The sequence below is a fragment of the Pontibacter ramchanderi genome (assembly GCF_002846395.1).
Classification (GTDB): Bacteria; Bacteroidota; Bacteroidia; order Cytophagales; family Hymenobacteraceae; genus Pontibacter; species Pontibacter ramchanderi.
In genome coordinates this window covers 1182065-1208101 of sequence record NZ_PJMU01000002.1, presented here as the reverse complement: position 1 = coordinate 1208101, position 26037 = coordinate 1182065, and the positions used below count along the sequence as shown (strand labels likewise).

The window sequence follows — 26037 nt, the reverse complement described above, 5'->3', positions numbered from 1 at the left end:
AGAAAAGGCGCCCTCCATTACGGAAGGCGCCTTTTTTATTTAACGCTTTAAAACCTAAGATTAAGGTAGTGCTACAGTCTTATACTGAGTTTCGTCTACTTTAGGAATTCTTGCCCCATATTTTGTATTAATCACATTGATAAACTCATTCGCTACCAATGCAGCTCCTCTTGGAGTGAAGTGGATGCCATCGAGGCTGAAGATGTTGCCTGTTACGAAAGCAGAATTATAAGATACGCCATTCTGAGCGAAACCAGTAGACAGCCTGGAAAGGTATGCATTGAAGTCGCCATGTGCTAGACCTTTAGCATCTGCAATTGCTTTGATTGACGCATTGTAGCTGTTAGTATGATCCTTGATGATCGCCAGCTCAGCATCAGACAGAACCAGCTGGTCTGGAAGTGGCGTAGCTGACCCCAAACCCTGACATTTGATCAGATCAGCAGCAGGCAAAAGAATTAGTTCAGTAGGAGTTGCCTTACGGGGTATACCATCTTCTAACACAACCAATGCGTTAGGGCCTGCCTGGAATGTAATGTGGCCAAGTCCTTTTGCCGCATATCCTGCTGTAAGTTGGGCTGCCTGCTCTGCTGTTAAAACCAGCGCATTGTAGGGCACAGTGGTAAAGAAAGGGATTTTCGTTACATCAGGAATGTTTCCTAAGGCGCCTTTGGCTCCATTGCTAGTAAGCTGATTTACTATACCAGCTATATAAGCTGTAAACATATCCTTATTAGTTGGATAATCAGAGCTGGTTGATGATGGTGTACCACCAGCAAGTGCATATCCAAGCACGTCATTATTGCCAATCCACAATGTGAAGAAGGTTGGATTCTGAGCCATCGCATCAGCTACTACACTCGTGTTAGGAGATGATGCAAAGCGTGCAAAGAAAGGGTTAGCTGTAGCAGGCTGTGTCATTAACCCAGCAGGATTTCCATACCCTGGGGCTAGTAAGTGGAATGACTTCGCACCAGGTACACCTAAGTTGTTGTAAGGACCTTGTACAGTTGGTGCTAACTGACCTAAGAATGTCGGAGTAAGTGCGGCCGCATTTCCTGCTTCAACCGGCGCCAAACCAGCAACTCCTTTACAATCAGGCTGAATACGCAATACCCTTTTCTGCGGCACCTCTACAATGCTAGGGTTCGAAGGGTTAGATCTAGGACTTCCAACACTCACACCTTCCGGCATCAAAGGCTGTCTGAAATCGGAGCTTCCTCCTACTTGCTCAAATTGCTTGGCCAGGATTGCTGGGTAAGATGCCTGCTGTCCTTCACGATAAAGTGCTCCGTCAGCAAAACCTGCAGTCAGGGAGTTCCCTAGTGCCACATAAGTACTAAAATCTGCCTCGCCCGAACTAGCCGCAGGTGTGTCAATCTCCGGATCGCAACTTGTCAGGAACATACCGGCCATCAGGGCCAGCACACTCGATTTATAGAAAAACTTTTTCATATACTTTACTAAAGAAAATTAGAATTTGAAGTTCAGACCGATACCAGGGATATAGGCGACAGATTTAAACGTGCCCGGAACACCGTTAGACAGGTTGGCCGCATCTGTTCTTTCTTTTTTGTTGATGTACAGGAAAGACGCGTCGATGCTGAAGTTCTCAGAAACAGCGTAGCCTATACCTGCAGAAACACCACGTGAGTCTGAATCCGGCGTCTCTGGCGTCAGGTAGCCGTCCTGCACAGGGGTTTTGTCGAGGTAAGCGCCGGCACGAAGAGCCAGGGCTTCGGTTGCCATGTACTCACCACCGATGCGGTAGATGAACGCATTGTCGTAGTTACGAGCCGCCTCAGAAGAAGGGCTACCCGCCACATTCTGGCTAAAGTCGAAGCGCAGTTTCTCGTAAGCATCCCAGCCTACACGGCTCACGTCAGCGGCAAGCGTCAGGCGCTCAGTTGGCTTAAAGCCTATACCTACCGAAAGGGTGGAAGGCATTGGCAACTCGGCGTTAAAGGTTGTTCCGTCAGGGAAGTTACCACGGGCAGCAGCCGGAATGTTGCTGAACATCACGTCACCACCTTCTACTTTCAGGTCTACTCTGGAGCGGTAGTTCACACCGATCGACAATTTCTCTGTTGGCTGAAAGTAAATACCTGCGTTAAAGCCGAACGCTGACTCAGCATTGCCATCCAGCTCTATGCCACCTTCGGTACCATCCTGGTTCTGCACCGGCAGCGAACGCTGCAGGTTCACACTTCCTACTACATAAGAAAGGCCTACACCTATACCTAGTTTGTCGGTAATGGCATAGCTAACGGTTGGCTGTACATAAATCGCCTGCAGTTTCAGTTGGTTCAATCCGTAGCGACCGCTCCACTCGTTGCCCCACTCTACGGTGCTGCCAAATGGGGTATACACACCAAGGCCGGCAGAGAACTTCTCGTTAATCTGGTACACGCCATATACCTGGAAAGGAGTGCCCAGTGGGTTATCCGTACGAGCCGTAACACCGCCAGACTCAGGGGCAGAGTGGGCTATTTTGGAGACAAGCGCACTACCGCCTATCGTTACGCCGCTGTAGCCGATGTGGCTCATGGCACCAGGGTTAAAGAAGATGCTGGACGTACCCGTCAGGAGGCCTGTGCCCGTATGGCCCATACCGATCTGGCGCTGGCTTGCCAGGTTCACCTGGTACCCTCCGGCCATGGCTGTACCTGAAATCAGGGCGCTACCTAATAAGGCTAAGATTTTGCTTTTCATAAAATGCGACTTGTTTAAATATAGGGTGATAATAAGGTAAAACAAATATATAAAACATTCATACTCACCAAAGCACTTGCACTACCTTTTTTCAAATAAAATCAATTTTTAGTCGAAAAAATAGCAGCACCTTCTTTTGCCTTTCAAACAAACCCTCCTAAAAGGAGTTTTTTTAACGATTAAGCTATCGCAGACAGGGATTCTGCGTTTATAGAGTCTCAACTAGAAAACTCCATGAAAGAACAATACGACGTGATTATAATAGGCGGAGGCCCGGCCGGACTGAACGCCGCCATGATACTGGGCCGTTCGCGCCGCAAGGTGATTTTGTTTGACAGCGGCAAGCCGCGCAACCGTTGGTCCACGAGTATGAATGGTTTTTTGTCAAGCGATGGCGTGAACCCGGCCGATTTCATCCGGAAAGGGCGCGAAGAGCTTCAAAAATACGGCATTCAGATTGTAGACCACCCGGTAAGCACCGCCACCTACAGCAAAGGCATTTACGTGGTAGATGCCGGCGAAGGGCATGTATACCACTCCCGCAAACTGCTTTTAGCCACTGGCCTCAAAGACACTCTGCCCGAAGTAGAAGGTATAGAAGAGCTCTACGGGAAGAGCGTGCACCACTGCCCCTACTGCGACGGTTGGGAGAGTCGCGACAAGGCCATCGCGGTATATGGCAAAGACCGCAGTGGAATAGGCCAGGCTTTGGCCATGAAAAGCTGGAGCGACGATGTAACGCTTTATACCGACGGCACCCGGAAGCTGAACAACAAAGACATGGAACTGCTCAAGCTGAACGGAGTAAAGGTATGCACCGAGGCCATTGCTCGTGTGGAAGGAGAAAACGGCATGCTGCAGCAGATCGTACTGCGAAACGGCCAGTCGAAACCGCAGGGCGCGCTCTTCTTTTCGGGCGAAACGAATCAGCAGTCGGATATCGGTAAGCAGCTGGGGTGCGAGTTTACCGGCAAGGGTGTGATCAAAACACGGCGCCTGCAGCAGGCCAACATACCGGGCCTGTATGTGGCCGGCGACGCGGCCCGCGACATGCAGCTCGTTATTGTGGCAGCTGCTGAGGGCGCCAAGGCCGGGGTGGCCATTAACATGGAGCTGCAGCAGGAAGACAGAGTAAAGCTCTAAACCAGACTGGCGGCGGCATCGCTGGACTCCTGCGCGGAGCTCGGCAGATGCTGCTCCACCGGTTGAAACAGGTGCTCTTTCAGGCAATAGCGATATCCTTCCACCAGCATGTGCATGATGAGGTGCTCCACGGCAATGGGTTGGTTTTCAGATACCTGCCTGGTATTGGTAAATCGAATTCTACTTGCGTCAATAATCGTGACGACTCCCGTTCCGAACACCTCTATTTTGTTTCCCTCTTTGATGATGATGCCGGTTTCTTCGCTCAGCCCAACCCCCACGTAAGCCGGGTCGTGCGCTACGGCATGGGCCAGTCGCCCGAAGCGTCCGCGCTCCACAAAATGCGTGTCGATGTACAAATGGCTGACGAACCCGAAGCCGGTAGTGGTTTTCATCTCTCCTTTGATGAGCGAATAGTGGCCATACCCATCATAGATCATGCGGTCTGACATGATGGCGGCTCCGGCGCTGGTGCCTGCTATAATAATGGGTTCGTGGTGGTAGCGGCGTCGCATGATCTCCAACAGCTGCGTACCACTCAAAAACTCGTTCAACCTAACCTGATCACCTCCTGTAAAGAAGATCACATCGGCCTGCTGAATACGGCTGATGTACTCCGGCTGGTCCGCCGCATGATTTTCATCTATCAGCATGAACTCGACCTTGTTGCAGCCCAGCTCCTCGAAAGCCTCTTTGTAAGCCAGGCCAGATTCCTCGGGTGCTGTAGCCGCCGTTGCAATCACTTCGATGTTAGAATGCAACGGGCATATCTCAGATCTGATCAATTTGATCATATCGTCATCATACCCTCCTCCAAGTGCTATTAAGGTCCCTTTATACATAGGTTTTTCAGATTATTTGGCTTAAACCGCTCCCGCATTACTGGCAAGCGGCTGTATACTTTACAAGTAAGTGGCCGAAATGATTTAAAGCTGCACCAGAATCTTCCGGCTCCGTGTCCGGTTTCGAACAAACACCTGTACGCTATTGGACGCTTTTAGTAGAAAAAACAGGCATACATTGTTGCAATGCATTGAATATCAATAAATTATGTCATTGGCACATAAAATGTAATATGCTCATCAGAAATAAAAAATATTTTAGAAGCGCCAAGCAACCTTTTACCTCATTGCACTATCTATTAAGTACTTACAACATAAAAAATTATAACCTTTAAAATTCTTACGACCATGAAAATCATCCTCTTATTACTCGCACTATTTCTCGGTTTCGGAGCCACTTACAAAAAGGCAGCAAACGACATGCATGTAGCAGCCACCAAGCACAAACAGCAAATGGAGCAAAGAGAACTGAGAAGCTACCCTAACCTGTTGCCAGAGGTGCTGATCGTAGCGCCAAAGGCCTGACGTTTTGAGAACAGAACCCGATTACACATCATCCTAATTTAGACCACTATGAAAATCCTAATTCTTTTGTTCGGACTTACAGCAGCTTTTGGCGCGGCGGGCAAAAAAACCGCTCGCGATGTGGAAGAGATAAAGCACCGCCAGGAGCTGCGGGAGCTGAAGCGCTACCCAAACCTGCTTCCTGAAGTTGTGATCACCATTTCGCGCGATTCACTTTTAAAATAGAATCCCTTATCCTGCCCATTTACCAACCTCCGCCATTAGTATCAAATAAAACCATGAAAATTATCATTCTATTGCTTGCGCTGGTAGCCGCATTCGGCTTTGCCATGAAGAAAACTATTGACGAGCGTGTGCTGTTGGCCGATCGCCTGCAACAAGAGCGCCTCACCTTGCTTTATAAAGCAGATGCAACTGCTCCCCAGCCTTTGGCTATGCGCTAGCAAGCCGCCTTACGAAGGGCTGCTGCTATACCTGTAACACCACGCATACCTCGGCCCGGCACACCTCCAGAGCCTATATTCTACCGACACCACGCTCAACGTTCAGGCTGAGCGCCTCCAAAAGTATTGCCCTTATAACGTCAATCGCCCGACCTGCATGGGGTCGGGCGATTGCTGTTAGTTTTCCTTTTTCTTGAAGATCTTGTTCAGGTCGATGCGCTTTTCGGGCTCCGGTTCGGGGGCAGGCTCTTCCTTTTTGCCAAATGGCCATACCTTCTTTTTGGGCGGCTCCAGTTCTTTCTTTTTGCCAAAGGGCCAGCCTGACTTTTCTTCCTCAACTTCTTGCTTGCCAAAAGGCCAGATGCTTTTCTTTTCTTTCTTCTCCGGCACAATTACGTAGCGGATCGAGATGCCCGTGGCCAGGTTCACCCAATCTTCGTGGTTGAAGTGCAGGGCTGGCTTCACGTCAGCAGAAAGCAGAAAAGGCAGCCCGTTTACCTTATACTCCACCCCCACAATCGCATCCAGCCCGGTGAACACGCCCTGGTCTTTCAGGTTGCCGATATGGCCGCCGCCACCCAGGTAGTAGTTGAAGCGCTTGCCCAGCATGGGCCAGTGGCGCTGGTAAAGCAAGGTGCCGCTGTACTCCCGCGAGCCGACCAAAGCTATACCTTCCAGTGTGGTTTTCTCTGCAATCCGCTGCTGCACGGTAGCGCCGAACTGGTCGCCACCGAGTCGTATACCTGCTGCTGTTCTGTATTTCTGCGCCTGGCTGGCCGTAGCCGCAGCCGCCACTAAGAGTGCCGTAATAAAAATCTTCTTCATGTAATTGTCTTCGGGGTCTGCCTCCTGCCGCTGCAAATATCTTACCTATTCTGCATAAAAGCGCAGCGCCCTGCAAGTCTGTTGATCTTTTTTTGAAAAGAGCCGCTGTAGTGACAGGACTATGGAAACGCCTGTACCGGCCCAACTGGTATACCTTGGTATAAAAACTGCAGACGGCTATACCTTAGTAGTCGCCCTTGAACCCACCGCGGCTTGCTTTTTTGTCGGACTGGCGGCGCTTGCTTTCGAGGCGTTTGCGCACAGAGGCGCGCGTGGGCTTGGTGGCTTTTCGTTTTTTCTGGCGGGTAAGGGCTTGCCGTAGCAGCTCATAAAAGCGTCCAATGCACTGCTCCTTGTTTTGCAGCTGGCTCCGCTCGGCCTGACATACTACCTGCAAAAAGCCCTCATTGTTAATGCGACTGGCCAGCCTTTCCTGCACCAGCGCTTTTTCCTCATCCGTCAGCAACTCAGAGTTACTCACATGAAAGCGTAACTCTACTTTGCTGGCAACTTTGTTCACGTTCTGCCCGCCGGCGCCGCCACTCCGCGAAGCCTGAAAGCTCAGCTCCCGCTCAAAGTCCCGTTCTCTAATATCTGTCATACCTATACCTTCCAAAACAATCTTATAACCAACGCCTTATACCTGTTTGCTAATAATATCGGGCAAATATGCGTCTTTTCAGATTTTTATGCGTCTTTTGTGAAATTTTTGATCACCTTATACTTATTCCATGAAAAATTTACGCTTTGTCTGCCTGCTGCTCATGCTGTTTGCACTGCCACAGCTCTCGCAGGCTGTCAACAGGTCGTTTAACTTTACTACCTCAGACGGTGTGCAGCTATACGTACGCATGGCCGGCGAAGGCAAGCCCTGCCTCTTCATCCACGGCGGCCCAGGCTCCTGGACTAAGTACTTTTATGCCCTTGGTGGCGATGTGGTGGAGCAAGACTTGACCATGATCTACGTAGACCAGCGCGGCTGCGGTCGCTCCTCCAGCTCCGAAACAAAAGATTACTCACTGGCCCGTATGGTGAAAGACTTTGAAGAGCTGCGCGAGCACCTCGGCTACGACAAGTGGATGCTCATGCCACACTCGTTCGGGGGCACCATTGCGACCGAGTACGCCTACCAGCACCCGAAGCGTATCAGCGCGGCCATCTTTGTAAACACCACGCTATATCTGAACGATGCGCTAGAGAGCTACGTCAAAAACGGGGCGCGCCTGCTAGGCAAGCCGGAGTCAGATTTCCGCAAAACGGGTGGCTCTATTGGCGAGGCCCTTAACGGAGTGGCCTACCAGCTGAACCAGCAGAATTTGATGTACAAAATGATGTACCCCCAAAAGGAGATGTTTGACCAGATGAACGCCGTGATGGACACCACCATCAACTGGGACTTCGGCAGCAAGGTATGGGACTTCCCCGAATACGCACAGGACTTCACCGTTAAAAGCGCCTCAATGAAAATGCCGGTGCTGGTGATCTCCGGCAACAACGACCTGTCTGTAGGCCCGGAGCACTACAAGCTGTTCAAGTTCAAAAAAGCCACTTACCGCCCCATGGACACCGGCCACTGCCCTTATCAGGAGCAGACCGCGCTTTTTCATGGGCATGTCAGGTCCTTCCTGGCGAAGGTAAAATAACCAGGACTACTTACCCAGGCAAAAGGGACAGGCCATAATGGCCTGTCCCTTTTTTGTGACCTGAGCCCTACGCGAAACCAAAGCGCGAAGCAAAGCCGTATGCCTTACTACTTAAAATCAAGTGGCTATACCTATGAAGCAACAAGACAGCACCCTCCGCATTGGCTACCATGCCTCGCACGAACAGTTTAAGCCAAGCGAACTCCTCCGGTTTGTGCAACAGGCCGAACAGGCGGGCTTCAACGCCTCCATGTCCTCGGACCACTTTGCCCCCTGGAGCCTCGACCAGGGCGAGAGCGGCTTTGCGTGGTCGTGGCTCGGAGCGGCCATGCAGGCCACCAAACTGCCTTTCGGTATCGTCAATGCGCCCGGGCAGCGCTACCATCCGGCCATTATCGCGCAGGCTGCCGCTACGCTGGCGGAAATGTTTCCGGAACGCTTTTGGGTAGCCATGGGCAGCGGACAGTACATCAACGAGCAGATCACCGGCGAGCACTGGCCCGTGAAGCAGGACCGCAACGACCGCCTGAAAGAGTGCGTCGACATAATACGGGCGCTTTGGGCCGGCGAAACCGTGACGCACCATGGCCTGGTAACGGTGGAAGAAGCAAAACTTTGGACGCGCGCCAAGGTAGCGCCCAAAATCATCGGGGCCGCCATTACCGAAGAAACCGCTGAGTGGGTAGGCGGCTGGGCTGATGGCCTGATCACTGTTTCGAAACCTCCGAAAGAGCTGAAGAAAATGGTAGATGCCTTCCATAGAGGAGGCGGTGAGGGCAAGCCGATGTACCTGAAAGTGCAGCTATCCTATGCGAAAGACGAGAAAGATGCCTTGCAGGGGGCCCATGACCAGTGGCGCTCCAACATTTTCCCGAGCGCCGTGCTCTCCGATCTCCGCACTGCCAAGCAACTAGAGCAGGCGGCCATGTTTGTGCGCGAAGAAGACCTGCGCGAGCATGTGCGCATCTCTTCTGACCCAAACCAGCATGTAGCGTGGCTGCAGCAGGACATTGACCTGGGTTTTAGTCAGCTGATTTTGCACAACGTGAACCTGGAGCAGGAGCGCTTTATTGAGGTGTTCGGCGACAAGGTGGTGCCGCAGCTTTTGGGCTAAGGTATAGCTTTCATACAAAGCCTGCCCGGCCATTAACTTATAGCGTATAAGCACGTTACAGGTATAACACGACTCGTATACACGCCCTATGAAATGGTCTCTTAACCTTGGCAGAATAGCGGGCATCAAGATTCTGGTGCACTGGACATTCCTGATCCTCATCGGCTGGATCGTGTTTTCGGAAATGCAGCGCGGCTCCGATCTAGCCACCACACTTTTGTCGGTCGCTTTTGTGATGACCATCTTTCTGTGTGTGGTGCTGCACGAGCTGGGCCATGCCCTCACAGCAAGACGCTACGGCGTGAGCACCAAGATGATCACGCTACTACCCATAGGCGGCGTGGCCAGCCTGGAGCGTATACCTGAAAACCCAAAGCAGGAACTCATGATCGCCATTGCAGGCCCCGCTGTAAACGTGGTCATTGCCTTTGTGCTCTGGCTGATACTGCCTCCACTGAATGAGATACCAGGCGAAGAGTTTTTCAGTCGTATCACGCCGGCCAATTTTCTATACCTGCTGTTTTTTGTGAACCTGATGCTTGTGATTTTCAACGCCATACCTGCTTTTCCGATGGATGGCGGGCGTGTGCTGCGGGCATTAATGGCTTTTAAACTGGGTCGCGTACGGGCCACACAAATAGCGGCTAATCTTGGTCAGCTGCTGGCCATGTTCTTTGTGTTCATTGGTTTCTTTTACAACCCGTTCCTCATTCTCATTGGCATTTTTGTGTTCTTCGGTGCCTGGTCGGAGAATATGATCGTGCAGCATCTCGACTTTTTGCGTGGTCACCTGGTGCGGGAGGGCATGATGACCAACTTTGTGACACTCGCCCCCACCGAAACGGTACGAGAAGCCCTGGCCAAACTCCTGAAAGGTTCGGAGCACGACTTTGTGGTGGAGCAGGATGGCCAGGTAGTGGGCACACTCACCCGCATGCAACTCATTCAGGCCGTTAAAGAAGAACAGATTGAGCACCCGGTGGCAGACATCATGACCCAGGAGGTAAAAGCCTTTAACGTGCAGGATAAACTCGCCGAGGCCTACACAGAACTCCAGAAAACCAAAGCCCCCCTTTACCCGGTACTGGAAAACGGCCGTTTAGCCGGCGTCATCAACACGGACAATATCAATGAATTTATCCTGATAAAGTCCGCGCTGGCGCATTAGCGCACCAATCGGCGGCTTCCCGGCGAAAGCTATACCTGATTTAGGTCTCTGAACACGCAATTTTATTATATTTGGCAGCAAACCCAGCATACCCCGGCACACCCTTTTGCGTAATAGAACGTTATGGCCGCTTTGGAATGCGACACTCTAATTTATCGACAGCAAAAAGACAATCCGCACCACTCTATGACCACCATACTTCCAACACCTGACCGCCTGAGGTCACGAAGCGCTGCCGTGTTGATGGCACTCCTTCTTTCGGTGATTTCCTTTGCAGCGCACGCCTCCGAAGACCTGCACATGGCACCCATTTCGCTTGAGGACCGCATCAAGGCGGCTGACTACATTGTGGAGGGCGAAGTTGTAGCCCAGCGTTCCTTTTGGGATACCCGCCAGGAGTTTATTTACACAGCGCATACAGTCCGCCTCTTCAAGGTGTTCAAAGGAGAGCTTAAGGAGCGCCAGGTAGAGGTGATCACAGAGGGTGGCACCGTGGGCCTTGCAATGCATACCGTATCGTCGGCTTTGCAGCTGCAGAAAGGCCAGCAAGGTATGTTCTTCCTCAGCAAAGGCGCCCCCATAGGTATAGCAGGCAGCGCCACTTCTATCATCGCCCAGCCATACGCCAGTCGGCAGGGCTTTGTGCGCTATGACCTGGAGCGGGGCACGGCCACCGACCCTTTCAACCAATACAGGTCAGTACAGGAGGTATACAAAACCGTAACATCCCGCATGGGGCGACAATATCAAACGGTTAACGCCAACGATAAACTGGAGTCAGGCTTAAAGGCCCAGCTGCAGCAGCAAAGCACGCAGGCCACACAGGCTCCTAGTATAACCGGCTTTAGCCCGGCACGCACCAGCGCCGGCACAGGTGCTATTCTTACCATTACGGGCACAGGCTTCGGAAGCACACGCGGCAATGGCTTTGTAGAGTTTCCCAATGCCGACGACGGTGGCACTACACTGGTGCGCCCTTACCCTTCAGACTACGTTTCCTGGACCAATAACCAGATCAGAGTTGTGGTGCCGTCTTATACCCAAACAGGCGGCACAGCCGGAACAGGACGCATAAAGGTAACAGCCAACGACGGAACTTCAGACACGAGCGACGGTACCCTGATGATAGAGTTTGCCTACTCCAATGTGGTGGCCGAAGGCGGCAACACGCCTTTTCAGCCAGCTCTGATCGATGCCAACCGAAACGGCGGCTATACCATACAGTTCGCTCCCAGCCTCCAAGGCAGGGCAGCCGCTCAGGAGGGCTTCCGGCGCGCCGTAAACAACTGGGTGTGCACCACCAACGTGAACTGGACCATTGGAGCCAACACGACGGTCGAGAACGCAGCTGATGACGGGCGCAATGTGATTCGCTTCGCAGCCCCTTCGGTAACAGGCCAAGGCGTACTGGCCCGCACCATCAGCAAGTACAGAGGCTGTGTGGCTATCAGCGGCACCCGCCGCGACACAACCTTCTGGCTCACCGAGTTCGACATGGAAATCAACAGCACCATGCCCTGGCAGTATGGTCCCGGCGGTCCGAGCGCTACGCAGTATGACTTCGAGACCGTAATCCTGCACGAACTGGGACATGCGCACCAACTGGGTCACGTCATCATGCCGAACACCCTGATGCACTACAATATTGGTCGCCAGAAGCAGATCCGCGACCTGACTGCCCCCGATATTGCCGGAGCCAACCTGGTGATCAACCGCAGCCTGAACCCGCTACCCTGCGGCGGACAATCCCCGATGAAAAAGAAGCTTGACGGTGACTGTAACTTGGCTGCTGAGATCTTCACCTTTGATGCCTCCTTTACAAATGCCGGCGCTGTGAATGTGATCTGGACGACCAGCACGGAGCAGGGCATTGCGCGCTTTGTGGTACAGCGCAGCCAGGACGGACAGCAATGGGAAGATGTGGGAGAGGTTCCGGCCACAGGCCAGGCCAAAGATTATACCTTTACGGACCGTGACCCGCTGCCTCGACGGAGCTATTATCGGCTGCGCGTAATTTACACAGATAATTCGGAGGCTTTCTCCGGCAGGGTGCAGGTGCTGAACCCAAGTGACCTGCGTGTTTTCAAGGTATATCCTAACCCGATCGGGCTCACTGCAAATGCCAATGGCACACCAAGCGAAACGCTGCAGATCGAGTATCTGGTGCGCAGCACATCCGATCTGACAATACAGCTATACGATCTGCAGGGCCGGCTGGTGCGCGACCTGAAAACGACTTTGACAGATGGCACCGATCTGGTAGAGATTAATGTCTCAGACTTGCCGGCGGGTACTTATGTGCTACGCTGGAGCGAAGGCAGCAACAATGGCGTCACGAAAGTGGTGAAAGTACAATAAATGGAAAAGGGAGGCTGTCGGCCTCCCTTTTTGTTGCAACCAGGCATCTTACTCGATGCTAACGCGCTTGCGGTTATTGGCGTTTGCCTGCTCCTGTTTTGGAACAGTTATTTTCAGCACACCCTCTTCGTAGCGGGCTTTTATGTCATCAGCCTTTACAGCATCCGGCAGCTTGAACGAGCGGCTGAATGAACTGTAATTATACTCCCGGCGGGTATAGTTATCTTCTTCTGTCGTGCTGTCCTGCTCTTTCTGGCTACTGATTGTCAGCATACCTTCGTCCACGTTCACCTCGAAATCATCTTTTGCCATACCTGGGGCGGCCAGTTCAATGGTGTACTCCCGTTCGTTTTCGCGAATGTTGGTGGCAGGCATGTTCCGCATGATCTGTCGCCCGATCTGTGCAGGCATCCGCATCAGATCGTTCTCAAAAAAACGATCGACGTCGCTGAAAAAATCCGTAAAAAACGACCTTGGGGTAAGACTTTCACCTCCTGCGCGTTCTTTTCTCATTGGTTTCATTTTATACCTCCTTCTTGCTTGGTTAAACATTTTGATGTGGCACATCCACCTGTATGATGGACCCAACTAAATTCTACGCCTTGTTTTATTTATAGTTTAACCTAAAATAGAAATAAAAAAGCAGCCAGGAACAAATTAATGTTTCTGGCTGCTTTTCAGGGTTAAGGTTTGTTTTCAGATGTCTGGGCATGCCCTCCAGGAGCATAAGCGCATACCCGACGCAGGGTTTTGTCAGTAGCTCGCGTGTAGTTTCATAGCTTGGAAAGGGACAGTCTGTTTTCCATTGCTCGGAATAGGCTCGAGTAACTATACAAATGTTGTAAAACATTAGCTGTACACAAAGGAGACTTTCTTCTAAAAGGTAACCTGCATAATATACCTAACACCCATGTACTTTATCGTGAAAAACACTCCTATACTCTTTAAACCCATATTTAGCTATCTGAATACATAAAAAAGGTAACATAAAATTATAGAACCTCCCCTGCAACCGCGCCATTAAATTCCCCCCCCGTAAATCTGGAAGGAAAGCTGATGGTAGTATTGTAATAGTGAGTATACTATATTTGACAAGCGAAGCATACTGCCTGATGCAACCTATGGCGAAGAGAAGACGAAAGTTTATACAATGCCCGAACTGTGGCTATACCTTTGAGGAGGTGAATAATTACTGCCCCAATTGTGGTCAGGAAAACCATGACCTGAATGTGCCGGTGAAGCACCTGGTAGAAGAGTTTTTTGAAAGCACGCTGCACTACGACACCAAATTCCTGCGCACACTAAAGTATCTCATCACCCGCCCGGGTTATCTGACCGAAAAGTTTAACCTGGGGCAGCGCGCCTCTTTCGTTCCGCCGTTCAGGCTCTACGTGTTTATCAGCATCTTTTTCTTCACTACGGTTGCCGTGTTCGCTTCAAAGAATTTTGTGGTGAGCGACAGCGCCGGTGCCAGTGAGCGGCTAAAGACAACCGATCCGGAGGCCGCAGCCAGGATATTGCAAGCCGATTCGCTAGCCAGAACACGTATTGGTTTCACTTTTGGAGATACTGCTGTTGTTGCTTCCAGCGATACAACAGACCTAATTATTAATGAAGAGGTAGACAGTAAATTCAGGAGTTTCTTGAAGAACGAAGAACAATCCAGGCAAAGGCTGCTGAAGAACATTTCGTTCATGATGTTTGTGCTCATGCCCTTCTTCGGTTTCATCCTATACCTGTTTTACCGGTCACAGCGCCGCAATTACGTGGAGCACCTGATGTTTTCTGTTCATTTCCATACCTTTGTCTTCCTGCTGATCATGTTTGCCATACTGCTGGAGGTGATTTTCCCTACAATTAGTACCGAAGGCTGGGTGTTTCTGATCAGTACCGCCTACTTGTTCTTTGCGCTGCGCTATGTGTACAAAGAGTCGTACCTGCTCACAGCTGTCAGGCTAATTCCGATTGGCTTTGTATACCTTTTATCGTTGGCTATACTGTTTGTGACAACTGTTGGCATCAGCGTGCTGTTCAGTTAATTTATACCATATTACCACATGAACCTTTCTACTTCCTGGGAACGCTTAATCTCCAAGAAACGCTTCGAAACAACCGACAGCAAGTACACTTCCGATGAATCGGTGCGCGGTGAGTTTCAGCGCGACTACGACCGCATTGTGTTCTCTTCAGCTTTCCGAAGATTGCAGAACAAGACGCAGGTGATGCCCATGCCGGAGAGTGACTTCGTGCATACCCGCCTTACACACAGCCTGGAAGCCTCGGTTGTAGGCCGCTCGCTGGGTCGCATTGTGGGTAAGAGCATACTGGAGCGCTACCCGGAGCTGACAGGGGACAAGAACATACAGGAGGCTGATTTCGGCGACATTGTGGCTGCTGCTTGTCTGGCCCACGACATCGGCAACCCGCCTTTTGGGCACTCCGGCGAAGATGCGATATCGGCTTATTTTCTAAGCGAAGCGGCACAGCCTTTCCTGGAAGAACTCTCTGACGCCCAAAAGGCGGACCTGCAGCGGTTTGAGGGCAACGCCGCCGGTTTTAGGGTACTCACCTATACCTATCCGGCCCACTGCATGCTGCCCGAGGGCGTAACGCACAGTGGCCTTAGCCTGACCTATACCACACTGGCTACTTTTACCAAGTATCCCAAAGAGTCGCTCCCGGCAATAAAAGCCACCAAAAGCACCAGCGAGAAGAAATATGGCTTTTTTCAGACTGAGAAAGGCTGGTTCAACACGATTGCGCAAGAGTTAGGTCTGCTTAAGAAGGGCGAGCATAATCAAGTATTTTACCACCGTCACCCCCTGGCTTTTCTGGTCGAAGCCGCCGACGACATCTGCTACCGCATCGTCGACTTCGAAGACGGCCTGAAATTGGGTCTGGTACCGCATCAGCAAGGTATAGCCCTGTTGCGCCAAATCCTGAACGATGCCCCTAACCGTGTGTCCAGTCTCACGTTTCATGACTGGCGCGAGGAAATCGGCTACCTGCGGGCCCGCATCATTGGCAAACTCATAGAAGAGTCAGCCCAGGTCTTCCTGCAGCACGAAGAGGCTATACTGGCTGGCTCCTACGACACGCCGCTCATCAACGAACTCAGCTGCAAGCCTATACTGGACGAGATCAAGAGTCTCTCTGTTGACTTGATATATCGCAACCGCCCCGTGCTGGAAATCGAGGCGGCTGGTTTCGAAGTACTCGGAGGCCTACTCGACGCATGTATGAAAGCGGCTTTCCGTCAAGACTCCAGGCACCACCGCAAGATAGCCGACCTCATCCCTCCGCAGTACCTTCAGCTCCCGGATGGCGCCTCCGACTACGAGCGCATCATCCACATCACCGACTACGTAACCAGCCTCACCGACCAGGCTGCACTTGGGCTCTACAGAAAGATCAAAGGGATCGAGTTACCGAGAATGTATTAGCGATCCGGAGATGATGAACAAGATCTGGGAAAACAAACTGCTGCGGGCAGATTTGTTGCTGTTGTTGCTGTATGTGGCGTATTGCAGCGCTATTGTTTTAAGGGTAAACCACTTATATTTCACTAATAAGCGCTAGTCTCCCTCCCCGACAAACACAAAGACATTGTGCAAGCGAAATATGTGCTTTTTGCTTTCTTCCTATTATCCCTGCTGCTGAACCTGCCTAAGAAATTTGTGCTGCAACAACTGCAGCAGATTATCTAACTGTGGTTATACCTGAGCCGGATTCCTGTTGGCATAATCCTCCAAGGCTTGGCATACCTCAACATAGCTGTCCTTATATCCCGCGAGCCCTCCGGTTCATCTACCTCACCACCCGGTTAGTAGAGAGAAGAGAAGGGTTCAGCTATTTGTGGAAAACGGCTCCTCCATTTAGATTAATTTTATAGTTTCTATAACACAAGTCGTGCAATAGGCTTTACTATTCCTAAATAACTTTTTATGAAAAGAAAACTTCTCATTTGCCTTGTATGGGCTGCCTCGGGCTTAACGGCCTTCGCCCAAACCAAGAGCAATAAGATTGAATTCACAGAGTATACGCTCCCGAACGGGCTGCACGTCATTCTGCATCAGGATAAATCCACTCCCAACGTGGCAGTATCGGTGCTCTACCATGTGGGCTCCAAAAACGAAGCAGAGGGCCGCACAGGCTTTGCCCACTTCTTTGAGCACCTGATGTTTGAAGGCACAGAGAACATAGAGCGCGGCCAGTACATGAGCATGGTAGAGGCAGCTGGCGGCTCCCTGAATGCCAACACCTCGTTTGACCGCACTTACTACTACGAACTGCTGCCTTCTAACCAGCTGGCCCTGGGGCTTTGGATGGAAGCGGAGCGTATGGCGGGCGCCAAGGTAGACGAAGTGGGCGTGGAAACGCAGCGCAAAGTAGTGCAGGAAGAAAAAAGGATGCGTGTCGACAACCAGCCGTACGGTACCATCATGGAAAACACGTTCGGCCTAGCCTATACCAAGCACCCTTACAAAATTACGCCCATCGGAACGTTCGAAGACCTGAACAATGCCAAGATCGAGGAATTCCGGGATTTCTATAAAACCTTCTACGTACCAAACAACGCCACGCTTTCAATCGCCGGCGACATCAACATTGATGAGACAAAGAAGCTGATTGAGCAGTATTTTGCCAAAATCCCGAAAGGCACCAAGGAGATACCGAGACCAAACATTGTGGAGCCTGCCCAGACGGAGGAGCGCCGCAAAGTGGTGTACGACAACATCCAGCTGCCTGCCGTTATACAGGCTTACCATATCCCGGCGCAGGGCACCGAGGACTACTACGCCCTGTCTATGCTGACTACCCTGCTTTCCGGAGGCCAGAGCGCCCGAATGCCAAAGTCTATCGTTGACAAGCAGCAGAAAGCGGTTGCCGCCCTGTCTATACCTTTCCCGAGCGAAGACCCGGGCTTGTTCCTGACTTATGCCATCGCTAACATGGGCGTGGATGTGAAAGATTTGGAAGCAGCCGTATATGCCGAGATTGAGCTCGTAAAAAAAGAAATGATCAGCGAGCGTGAGTTCCAGAAATTGCGCAACCAAATGGAAAGCCAGTTTGTGCAGCAGAACAGCACTGTGGCAGGCCGCGCCGAGAACCTGGCAAACTACCATGTGTACTTTGGCAACGCCAACCTGATTAACAACGAGATCGACCGCTACATGAAGGTGACGAAAGAAGACATCCAGCGTGTGGCCAATAAGTATCTCACCAAAAACAACCGCGTAGTGTTGCACTACCTGCCAAAGTCAGCGCAACCAAGCAATTAATCTGATTATCATGAAGAGAATATATAACATACTCCTTTTGATGCTGGCGCTTACCACGGTGGCCACAGCACAAACCAAACAAACTCCTCCGCCTGCGGGTCCGGCCCCCAAAATCGAGCTGGGCAAGTACGAGCACTTTACCCTGAAAAATGGCCTGAAGGTATACGTGGTGGAAAACCACAAACTGCCTGTCGTGAACATGTCACTGGTGCTGGACCGCGACCCGATTCTGGAAGGCGACAAGGCGGGCTATGTGGACATGGCTGGCCAGATGATGCGCACCGGCACAAAGACCCGCAGCAAAGACCAGCTCGACGAAGAAGTGGACTTTATTGGCGCCTCGCTTTCGTTTAACGCTACTGGCTTCAATGCCTCTTCGCTAAAGAAAAACCTGCCCACGTTGCTGAACCTGACTGCCGACGCCCTCCTGAACCCGAACTTCACGCAGGAGGAACTGGACAAGGTGAAAAAGCAGATGTTGGCAACCCTGGCTTCTGAGAAAGACAACCCGGACGCGATTGCCAGCAAAATCCGCAATACGCTGCTTTTTGGCAAGAATCACCCGAACGGTGAGCTGATGACGGAGAAATCAGTGGAGAACGTGTCTCTGGCTGATATCCAGAACTACTACAACACATACTACCGCCCGAACATCGGCTACCTGGCTGTGGTGGGCGACGTAACGCCAAAAGAGATGAAGAAACTTTTGGAAAAGTCGTTTGGCAAGTGGAAAAAAGCCCAGGTACCAACACATAAATACGACCTGCCGAAGCACGACGGCAAAACGCAGGTAGTGGTTGTAGACCGCCCAAGCGCTGTACAAAGCGTGCTTTCGTTCACGAACCCAGCCGAGTTGAAGCCGGGCGCTGACGACTATGTGGCCACGCAGGTGATGAATACCATATTGGGTGGCGGCAGCACGGCCCGTTTGTTTATGAACCTCCGCGAGAAACACGGCTATACCTACGGCTCTTACTCTTCGCTTACCTCTGACAAGATTTTGGGTCGCTTCAATGCATCGGCTAGCGTGCGCAACGCCGTTACCGACAGTGCGGCCACCCAGTTTATGTATGAGTTCAACAAAATCAGAACGGAGCCTGTAACTGCCAAGGAACTGGCCAATGCCAAAGCTTACTTGTCAGGAAACTTCGCTCGCGGCCTCGAAAATCCTAACACAGTGGCTATGTACGCCATCTCCTCTGCCCGTTACAACCTGCCAGCCGACTACTATGCTAACTACCTGAAGAAAGTGGAGTCGATTACGACAGCGGATGTGCAGCGCGCTGCCCAGAAGTACGTGCGCCCGGATCAGCTTTACATCCTGGCCGTTGGCAATGCCAAGGACATCGCAGACAAGCTCGTTGCCTTCGACAAAGACGACAACACCATCACTTACTTCGATGCCACAGGAGAGAAAGTAGACATGGCCGCTGCCAAAGCCGTTCCTTCAGATGTTACCGCCGACCAGCTGATCTCGAAGTACATCCAGGCCATTGGTGGCAAAGCGAACATCGAGAAAGTGAAAGACGTGACCGTGACCATGAACGCCAGCATACAAGGTATGGCCCTCACTATGATGCAGCAGCAGAAGGGCACCGATAAAATACTGATCCAGATCCTGATGAATAACAGCCCTATGCAGCGCGTGATCATTAACGGTGACAAGGGCAAGATGGAAGCCCCGATGCAAGGCTTGAACAAGGAAATGACTGCTGAAGAGCTTGCTGCCTCAAAGGCAGAGTCCGATATGTTCATGATGACCCGCCTCGACAAGCTGGGCATAAAGACAGCGGTAACCGGCCAGGAGAAAGTAGACGGTGCTGAAGCATACGTGGTAGAGTCTACTGCCGCTAACGGACAAAAAACACTGCACTACTTCGACAAGGCAACAGGCTTGCTGCTGAAGGATGTGAAGAGCATGCAGACCCCGCAGGGCGCCCTTACGCAGACCAAGAGCTACAAGAATTACAAAGAAGTGAACGGCGTGAAATACCCGCACGTGATCGAGACTGTTGTTGGTCCGCAGGTGATCAAAGCAGAGGTGCAGAGCGTGGAGGTGAACAAAGGCATTAGCGACGACACCTTCAAAATTTAATACCCTTTACCCAATAACCCAAAGCAAAGCGGCGTGCCCATCCGGACACGCCGCTTTTGTGTTGTAGCTATACCTGACAGCGTCTTTCGAGCACTTGCTATACCTTGAAAAAGGCATAAACCCACTTAAAGTAGGTATAGTATATTTTGAAATGAGTGCGCCAGGTGTTTGGCTATTTGCGAGAGACTAGCCATACCTGCAGTGCTTCCTAAAACAATTCACCCTGCACCGTTTTAACAAATTTTTTCGGCGGTTTTACATCCAGCCCGCATACCTTGTCGAGCTTGTCAATTAGGTAGGTTGCCAGCTCGGGCGAGGTTACGTTATCAGGCTCGTGCACGAAGAAGTAGAGCTCTTGCAAACCCGCCTCCAGCCATACCTTAATGCGGGCCACCCAATCGTCGATGCGGGTATAGTCGGTGGGGTGCAGGCCGTTACCCACAAAGCGCACCATGGCAGTGGGCGTGGTCAGGCGCATGTGCAGCACGTCGCGCCGCCCCGATACGTCGGTCAGCACGGTACTCACGCGGAATCTCTCCAACACCTCAAACAGCTCCAACGAGGCTATGTTGTCCACAAACCAGTCGGGGTGGCGCAGCTCCACGGCCAGCGGCACACTCTCGGGTATGTACTGCACAAATTTCTCCAGATCGGGCAGTTGCTTGGGGCCGAAGTAGGGCGGCAGCTGCAGAAACGAGCAGCCCAGCTTTTCCTCTAGTCCGGCAATGGCTTCGCAGAATGTTGCCGTCAGATCGAGCGAGTTCACCAGCGGCCCTTCGTGGCTGATGAGTTGCGGAAACTTGGGGCAGAAGGTAAAACCCTGCGGCACGGCGTTTCGCCAGCGCTCGATGGTGTCTGTCCCCGGTATATGGTAGTGCGTGCTGTTGAGCTCAATGGTGTTGAACTGCTTGCCATACCACAGCAGCGAGTCCTTCTCTTTCATGCCCGCCGGGTAGTACTCACCTATCCACGGCTTGTTCACCCATACGGGCAACCCAATGTATACCTTAGGCTTGTCTAGCCGGCCCGCGCTATACCTGTTCAGGAGCGGTAAGGTGTCGGGGTGGTCGGGCGGGAGCGTGAAGTCGACGCGGCTGATATCGGAGATTTTTCCAAAGTCCATGGTACTATGCTTTTATAAAGTATACGCTTTGGCAGAAGATTGGGCAAAAACAAAATATCTCTTCAAAAGTTCCCGTTAATGCTGCAGTGATCGTCAAAATCGAAAAAATTTTACGGTCATTTCAAATTAATATATCGCTGGTAATATATATGAAAATATGCTCATATAAGCACTGAGGGGCATTTTTCGAATTATAAGCCTTATAGCGATTTTGCGAGGCAGCGTGTATCCCCCTACAACCAGGGCCACAATCGCACGTATAAGGCCTCGTTTGAAAATATTTCCGTATCTTTGCGGATTCACCAACTAAAAACTATATGAAGAACGATAGAAAGTGCATTCTCTTAACAGTAATCATTTTTCTATTTATCGGAGTTAGTCAACCAACTTTCGCACAAAGCAACGACAAAACCCAAATCGGCGCTGCCTCCTGGTATGGCAGCAAATACCACGGTAGAAAAACCAGCAGCGGCGAGCGCTACAACAAGAACGAGATGACCGCCGCGCACAAAACCCTGCCTTTCGGCACCATGGTCAAAGTGACCAATCCCGCCACTGACCAATCTGTAGTATTGCGCATCAACGACCGCGGCCCGTTTGTGGGAAACCGTATCATAGATGTATCGGAAGCGGCAGCCCGTAAACTGGGTATGCACTCAGTGGGCGTGGCCAAAGTAAAAGTAGAGGTACTCGACAAAGATGCTGTGGCTGCGGCAAACGCAGCGCCAAGGCAGAGTGCCTTCACGATTCAGACTGCCGCCAACTATAAGCAGGCAGAAGAGCTTAGCCGCAAACTGAAGGCCTTTGACAGGCATCTTCCGCTGGAAATAGCGGAGGAGCAGGTAAACGGCAGAAAAGTAGTACTGGTGAAAGCCGGTAAATTCAACAGCAGAAACGAAGCCGAGGCCTTCAACGATCTACTCGAAGAAGAAGGCCTGGCGGGTAAGGTTAGCGAAGCCTAAACGACTACAAGATTACTGATAAGCAGAAGAGCGGAAAGCCATAGTGGTTTTCCGCTCTTCTGCTTTAGGGGCCTGTAGGTATAACCCTTGCCATCACCTACAACACTGGCACATCCTAAATCAATGAGCGCACAAGCCCTCTTGTAAGTACCTGGCCCTGCCTGCATTAAACCATTGCTGTACTTTCCGCTCTAAGAGCCAGGCAGCCACTTTCATAGAGGTATAGCCCGGCTTTATCTATAAAATTACCTTGCCGGGCTTATAACTGGGGTCTGTGCTTTGATTTCAGAATGTAAATACCTAAACTTAGTTACCTAAAACTAAACTTCTCTTAACCTTAATCTAAAAGAACTTGAAAAGACGTCATTTTATCGAGCTATCGGCGCTCGGGTTCGGCGGGCTCATGCTGCCTTCCATACCTGTGTTCGGCGATATCATCTCACCCGAAAGAGCGCTGGAACAGGTAGACCCTGCCCTGAAAAAGCGACTGGCCGACGTAGCCCTGAACACCGCCAAGTCAAACGGCGCCTCTTACGCCGACGTACGCATTGGCCGTTACCTGCAGCAATATGTTTTCACCCGCGAGAAACAGGTGCAGAACATTGTGAATGCCGAGTCTTACGGCGTGGGTGTGCGTGTGCTGGCAAACGGCACCTGGGGCTTCTCTGCCACCTCCGACGTAAGCGACAAAGGTATAGCCAAGGCAGCCCAAGAGGCCGTTGCCATTGCCAAAGCCAATTCGAAGCTACAGAAAGAGCCCGTAAGGCTGGCTCCTGTGAAGGGCTACGGCGAAGTAAGCTGGAAGACACCGATCGAGAAAAACGCTTTTGAGGTGCCTATTAATGAGAAAGCCGACTTGCTATTGGCTGCCAACGCCAAAGCCATGGAAAACGGTGCCAGCTTTGTGAACTCAGCCCTCTTTCAGATAAACGAGCAGAAATATTTTGCCTCTACCGACGGCTCTTACATCGACCAGGACATCCACCGCATCTGGCCAAACTTCACCGTGACGGCTGTAGACAAAGCCTCTGGCAAGTTCAGAACCCGCGAGGCCTTGAGCGCTCCGATGGGTATGGGCTGGGAATACATGGTGCCAAAAGCAGGCGAGAAGATAAAAGGACCAGAGGGAACAGGGTTGATGGGCTACCGCTACGCCTACGACATGCTCGAAGACGCTGCCCTGGCCGCCAAACAAGCCAAGGAGAAACTGACTGCTAAATCCGTAGCAGCAGGCAAGTACGACCTCATCCTGGACCCGAACCACCTCGGACTGACCATCCACGAATCCGTAGGTCACCCGCTGGAGCTCGACCGTGTGCTTGGCTACGAAGCCAACTACGCCGGTACTTCTTTTGCGACCCTCGACAAGTGGAAATCCAAGAAATTCAAATACGGCTCCGACAAGGTGCACATCTTCGCCGATAAGACCCAGAAAGGCTCACTTGGCCTAGTAGGCTGGGATGACGAAGGTGTAAAGACCAAGCAGTGGGACCTGATAAAAGACGGCATATTGGTGAACTACCAGGCTATACGCGACCAGGCGCACATCATCGGCGAGAAAGAGTCGCATGGCTGCTGCTATGCCGACAACTGGAGCTCGGTGCAGTTCCAGCGCATGCCAAACGTATCGCTGGCGCCAGGCAAGCAGAAAATGAACGTGGATCAGCTCATTTCGGGCGTGGACAAAGGCATCTACATCGCCGGCCGTGGATCTTACTCCATCGACCAGCAGCGCTACAACTTCCAGTTCGGCGGCACGGTGTTCTACGAGATCAGCAAAGGCAAGATTGTGGGTATGCTGGAAGATGTGGCTTACCAGAGCAACACGCAAGAATTCTGGAACTCCTGCGCAGGCTCCTGCGACGAAAGCGACTACCGTCTGTTCGGCTCGTTCTTTGACGGCAAAGGCCAGCCAAGCCAGGTAAGCGCCGTATCGCACGGCTCTGCCCACACCCGCTTCAATGGCGTGAACGTGATCAATACCGCGCGCAAGATTTAGCGCGAGTCACGAGTTCTGAGTCTTGAGTTATATCTGATAATATGGCTGAGAGTATAGTTGCTACCAAGTCTTATAGCTTTGCCTTGCGCGTCATCAAATTGTATAAACACCTGACACTGGAGCAGCGTGAATTTGTGCTGGCAAAGCAAGTGCTGAGAAGTGGTACATCTATCGGGGCAAATGTGGAGGAAGCCTTGGGCGGCCAAAGCAAAGCGGACTTCAGGCATAAGATGAGTATCGCCCTAAAGGAGGCACGGGAAACCAGTTATTGACTGCGCTTGCTCAAAGATTCAGAATTCATCAAGCCTGATGCTTTCAACAGCATTCATGGAGAGTGTCACGAATTAATCAAAATGCTGAAGAGTATCATCCTGACCTCCCAGCAAAAAGAGAACAACTCGTGACTCAGAACTCGAGACTCAGAACTGATAAAGTAAAGCAGTTTGAAATTAAAACAAGAAGCTAAAAACATGGCAATATATACAAGAGAACAAGCGGAGGCTTTGCTGAAAAAGGCCCTGGCTTACTCAAAGGCCGATGAGTGTGAAGTTACGCTCAGCGGTTACAATGGCGGCAACATCCGCTACGCCCGCAACGAGGTGTCGACCAGCGGCGCTGAAGAGAACGTATCGATGTCGGTAGAGTCACGCTTCGGCAAGCGCTCCGGTGTGGCCACCATCAACGAGTTTGACGATGCCTCTCTGGAGAAAGTGATTCGCCGGGCAGAGGAGATCGCGCGCATTGCCCCGGAGAGCCCGGAGTACGTGCCCATGCTGGGGCCTCAGAAGTACATCACCACCAAAGCGCACTTCGACTCCACAGCTAAGATTGATCCGGCTTACCGCGCCGAGGCCGCTGCCAAAAGTATAAAGGCAGCCGCTGACAAAGGCCTGACCGCTGCAGGCTTCCTGGAGCACTCGACCAGCTTCATGTCGCGCCTTAACTCCAAAGGTCTGTTTGCCTACCATCCGTCTACCGTGGTAGATTTCTCGGTGACCATGCGTACCGACGACGGCACGGGTTCTGGCTACGTGACGCAGGATTTCAGCGACGTGAGCAAACTCGATACAGGCGCTGCTTCTCAGATCGCGGCCAGCAAAGCGGTGAATTCCCGCAATGCCAAAGCGCTGGAGCCCGGCAAGTACACCGTTATTCTGGAGCCAGCTGCCTCCATCGACCTGCTGCGCAACATGTTCAACAACATGGACCAGCGCAACGCCGAAGAAGGCCGCAGCTTCCTGAGCAAGCCAGGCGGTAAAACCAAACTGGGCGAGAAACTGGTAGACGAGCGCATCACGGTATACTCTGATCCGGCGCATCCGGAAATTCCATCCGCTCCGTTTGCCGGCGATGGCCGTCCGCGCGAGAAGACGACCTGGATAGAGAAAGGCGTGATCAAAAACCTATACAACTCCCGTTTCTGGGCAGAGAAAACCGGTGCCAAGTCTGTACCGAACCCCGGTGGTGTGGTGATGGAGGGCGGCAACCAGACGCTCGAAGAAATGATCAAAAACACGAAGCGCGGCATCCTGGTGACGCGCCTGTGGTACATTCGTTCCGTAGACCCGCAGACACTGCTCTACACCGGCCTTACCCGCGACGGTACTTTCTACATCGAAAACGGCAAGATCCAGTATCCGGTGAAGAACTTCCGTTTCAACGAGAGCCCGATCATCATGCTCAACAACCTGGAGGCCCTGGGTCGTCCGCAACGCATCAACGGCAACCTGGTACCGCCGATGAAGATCCGCGACTTTACCTTCACCAGCTTGTCTGACGCAGTGTAATCGCTTTTGACCTATA

The 26037-nt window shown here is 51.7% G+C and carries 23 protein-coding genes; 16 read left to right on the top strand and 7 right to left on the bottom strand.

Annotated elements, in window-relative coordinates; genetic code table 11:
• Positions 1 to 60: 60 nt before the first annotated feature.
• Entirely contained in the window at positions 61 to 1455 is a 1395-nt protein-coding gene (locus BD749_RS12265) for an SGNH/GDSL hydrolase family protein (protein ID WP_101444605.1), read from the bottom strand.
• A gap of 18 nt (positions 1456 to 1473) precedes the next feature.
• Complete coding sequence (locus BD749_RS12260; RefSeq protein ID WP_101444604.1) at positions 1474 to 2712, bottom strand: OmpP1/FadL family transporter; 1239 nt, start codon at positions 2710 to 2712, stop codon at positions 1474 to 1476.
• 234 nt (positions 2713 to 2946) lie between these two features.
• Between BD749_RS12260 and BD749_RS12255 the strand changes: the two genes are divergently transcribed.
• Positions 2947 to 3855 (top strand): NAD(P)/FAD-dependent oxidoreductase, encoded by a 909-nt coding sequence (locus tag BD749_RS12255; protein ID WP_101444603.1) that lies wholly within the window; start codon positions 2947 to 2949, stop codon positions 3853 to 3855.
• Here the strand turns inward: BD749_RS12255 and BD749_RS12250 are convergent.
• Complete coding sequence (locus tag BD749_RS12250) at positions 3852 to 4697, bottom strand: cyanophycinase (RefSeq protein WP_101444602.1); 846 nt, start codon at positions 4695 to 4697, stop codon at positions 3852 to 3854. The two genes, BD749_RS12255 and BD749_RS12250, sit on opposite strands and share 4 nt — an antisense overlap.
• 348 nt (positions 4698 to 5045) lie before the next feature.
• On the opposite strand from BD749_RS12250, the gene BD749_RS19445 reads away from it, so the two are divergent.
• Genes BD749_RS19445 through BD749_RS19435 form a run of 3 tightly spaced genes read left to right on the top strand, consistent with a single transcriptional unit; the run spans position 5046 to position 5665 of the window.
• Positions 5046 to 5222 (top strand): hypothetical protein, encoded by a 177-nt coding sequence (locus BD749_RS19445; RefSeq protein ID WP_180336395.1) that lies wholly within the window; start codon positions 5046 to 5048, stop codon positions 5220 to 5222.
• A gap of 48 nt (positions 5223 to 5270) precedes the next feature.
• Positions 5271 to 5447, top strand: coding sequence for a hypothetical protein (locus tag BD749_RS19440; RefSeq protein ID WP_180336394.1), 177 nt, complete (start codon positions 5271 to 5273; stop codon positions 5445 to 5447).
• A 53-nt stretch (positions 5448 to 5500) separates the two neighbouring features.
• Entirely contained in the window at positions 5501 to 5665 is a 165-nt protein-coding gene (locus BD749_RS19435; protein WP_180336393.1) for a hypothetical protein, read from the top strand.
• Positions 5666 to 5842: 177 nt separating this feature from the next.
• Here the strand turns inward: BD749_RS19435 and BD749_RS12245 are convergent, their stop codons facing one another.
• Complete coding sequence (locus tag BD749_RS12245) at positions 5843 to 6490, bottom strand: hypothetical protein (protein ID WP_101444769.1); 648 nt, start codon at positions 6488 to 6490, stop codon at positions 5843 to 5845.
• Positions 6491 to 6674: 184 nt separating this feature from the next.
• Positions 6675 to 7091: an alternative ribosome rescue aminoacyl-tRNA hydrolase ArfB gene (arfB, locus tag BD749_RS12240; RefSeq protein WP_101444768.1), complete on the bottom strand. Its 417-nt coding sequence runs from the start codon at positions 7089 to 7091 to the stop codon at positions 6675 to 6677.
• A gap of 130 nt (positions 7092 to 7221) precedes the next feature.
• Between arfB and BD749_RS12235 the strand changes: the two genes are divergently transcribed.
• From BD749_RS12235 to BD749_RS12220, 4 genes are all read left to right on the top strand, one after another.
• Positions 7222 to 8133 (top strand): alpha/beta fold hydrolase, encoded by a 912-nt coding sequence (locus BD749_RS12235; protein ID WP_101444601.1) that lies wholly within the window; start codon positions 7222 to 7224, stop codon positions 8131 to 8133.
• A gap of 133 nt (positions 8134 to 8266) precedes the next feature.
• Positions 8267 to 9247 (top strand): TIGR03885 family FMN-dependent LLM class oxidoreductase, encoded by a 981-nt coding sequence (locus BD749_RS12230; protein ID WP_101444600.1) that lies wholly within the window; start codon positions 8267 to 8269, stop codon positions 9245 to 9247.
• Positions 9248 to 9335: 88 nt separating this feature from the next.
• Entirely contained in the window at positions 9336 to 10415 is a 1080-nt protein-coding gene (locus tag BD749_RS12225; RefSeq protein ID WP_101444599.1) for a site-2 protease family protein, read from the top strand.
• Between the two features lie 186 nt (positions 10416 to 10601).
• Positions 10602 to 12773: an IPT/TIG domain-containing protein gene (locus BD749_RS12220; RefSeq protein ID WP_101444598.1), complete on the top strand. Its 2172-nt coding sequence runs from the start codon at positions 10602 to 10604 to the stop codon at positions 12771 to 12773.
• 48 nt (positions 12774 to 12821) lie between these two features.
• On the opposite strand, the gene BD749_RS12215 is transcribed toward BD749_RS12220, so the two are convergent.
• Positions 12822 to 13286 (bottom strand): Hsp20/alpha crystallin family protein, encoded by a 465-nt coding sequence (locus BD749_RS12215; RefSeq protein WP_101444597.1) that lies wholly within the window; start codon positions 13284 to 13286, stop codon positions 12822 to 12824.
• 608 nt (positions 13287 to 13894) lie between these two features.
• Between BD749_RS12215 and BD749_RS12210 the strand changes: the two genes are divergently transcribed.
• The 4 genes from BD749_RS12210 to BD749_RS12195 all read left to right on the top strand — a co-directional run bounded on the left by BD749_RS12210 (position 13895) and on the right by BD749_RS12195 (position 20150).
• Positions 13895 to 14812, top strand: a complete 918-nt coding sequence (locus tag BD749_RS12210; RefSeq protein ID WP_245869092.1) for a DUF3667 domain-containing protein — start codon at positions 13895 to 13897, stop codon at positions 14810 to 14812.
• A gap of 18 nt (positions 14813 to 14830) precedes the next feature.
• Positions 14831 to 16216: a dGTP triphosphohydrolase gene (gene dgt / locus BD749_RS12205; RefSeq protein WP_180336392.1), complete on the top strand. Its 1386-nt coding sequence runs from the start codon at positions 14831 to 14833 to the stop codon at positions 16214 to 16216.
• Positions 16217 to 16717: 501 nt separating this feature from the next.
• Positions 16718 to 18055: a M16 family metallopeptidase gene (locus BD749_RS12200; RefSeq protein ID WP_101444596.1), complete on the top strand. Its 1338-nt coding sequence runs from the start codon at positions 16718 to 16720 to the stop codon at positions 18053 to 18055.
• 10 nt (positions 18056 to 18065) lie between these two features.
• Complete coding sequence (locus tag BD749_RS12195) at positions 18066 to 20150, top strand: insulinase family protein (RefSeq protein ID WP_101444595.1); 2085 nt, start codon at positions 18066 to 18068, stop codon at positions 20148 to 20150.
• A 208-nt stretch (positions 20151 to 20358) separates the two neighbouring features.
• On the opposite strand, the gene BD749_RS12190 is transcribed toward BD749_RS12195, so the two are convergent.
• Complete coding sequence (locus BD749_RS12190) at positions 20359 to 21273, bottom strand: DUF72 domain-containing protein (protein WP_101444594.1); 915 nt, start codon at positions 21271 to 21273, stop codon at positions 20359 to 20361.
• A gap of 317 nt (positions 21274 to 21590) precedes the next feature.
• On the opposite strand from BD749_RS12190, the gene BD749_RS12185 reads away from it, so the two are divergent.
• The 4 genes from BD749_RS12185 to BD749_RS12170 all read left to right on the top strand — a co-directional run bounded on the left by BD749_RS12185 (position 21591) and on the right by BD749_RS12170 (position 26021).
• Positions 21591 to 22235, top strand: a complete 645-nt coding sequence (locus BD749_RS12185; protein WP_101444593.1) for a septal ring lytic transglycosylase RlpA family protein — start codon at positions 21591 to 21593, stop codon at positions 22233 to 22235.
• A 352-nt stretch (positions 22236 to 22587) separates the two neighbouring features.
• Positions 22588 to 24234, top strand: coding sequence for a TldD/PmbA family protein (locus tag BD749_RS12180; protein ID WP_101444592.1), 1647 nt, complete (start codon positions 22588 to 22590; stop codon positions 24232 to 24234).
• A gap of 41 nt (positions 24235 to 24275) precedes the next feature.
• On the top strand, positions 24276 to 24506 hold the full coding sequence (locus BD749_RS19720) for a four helix bundle protein (protein WP_317046355.1): 231 nt from the start codon (positions 24276 to 24278) through the stop codon (positions 24504 to 24506).
• Positions 24507 to 24704: 198 nt separating this feature from the next.
• Positions 24705 to 26021 (top strand): TldD/PmbA family protein, encoded by a 1317-nt coding sequence (locus BD749_RS12170; protein ID WP_101444591.1) that lies wholly within the window; start codon positions 24705 to 24707, stop codon positions 26019 to 26021.
• Positions 26022 to 26037: the final 16 nt, after the last annotated feature.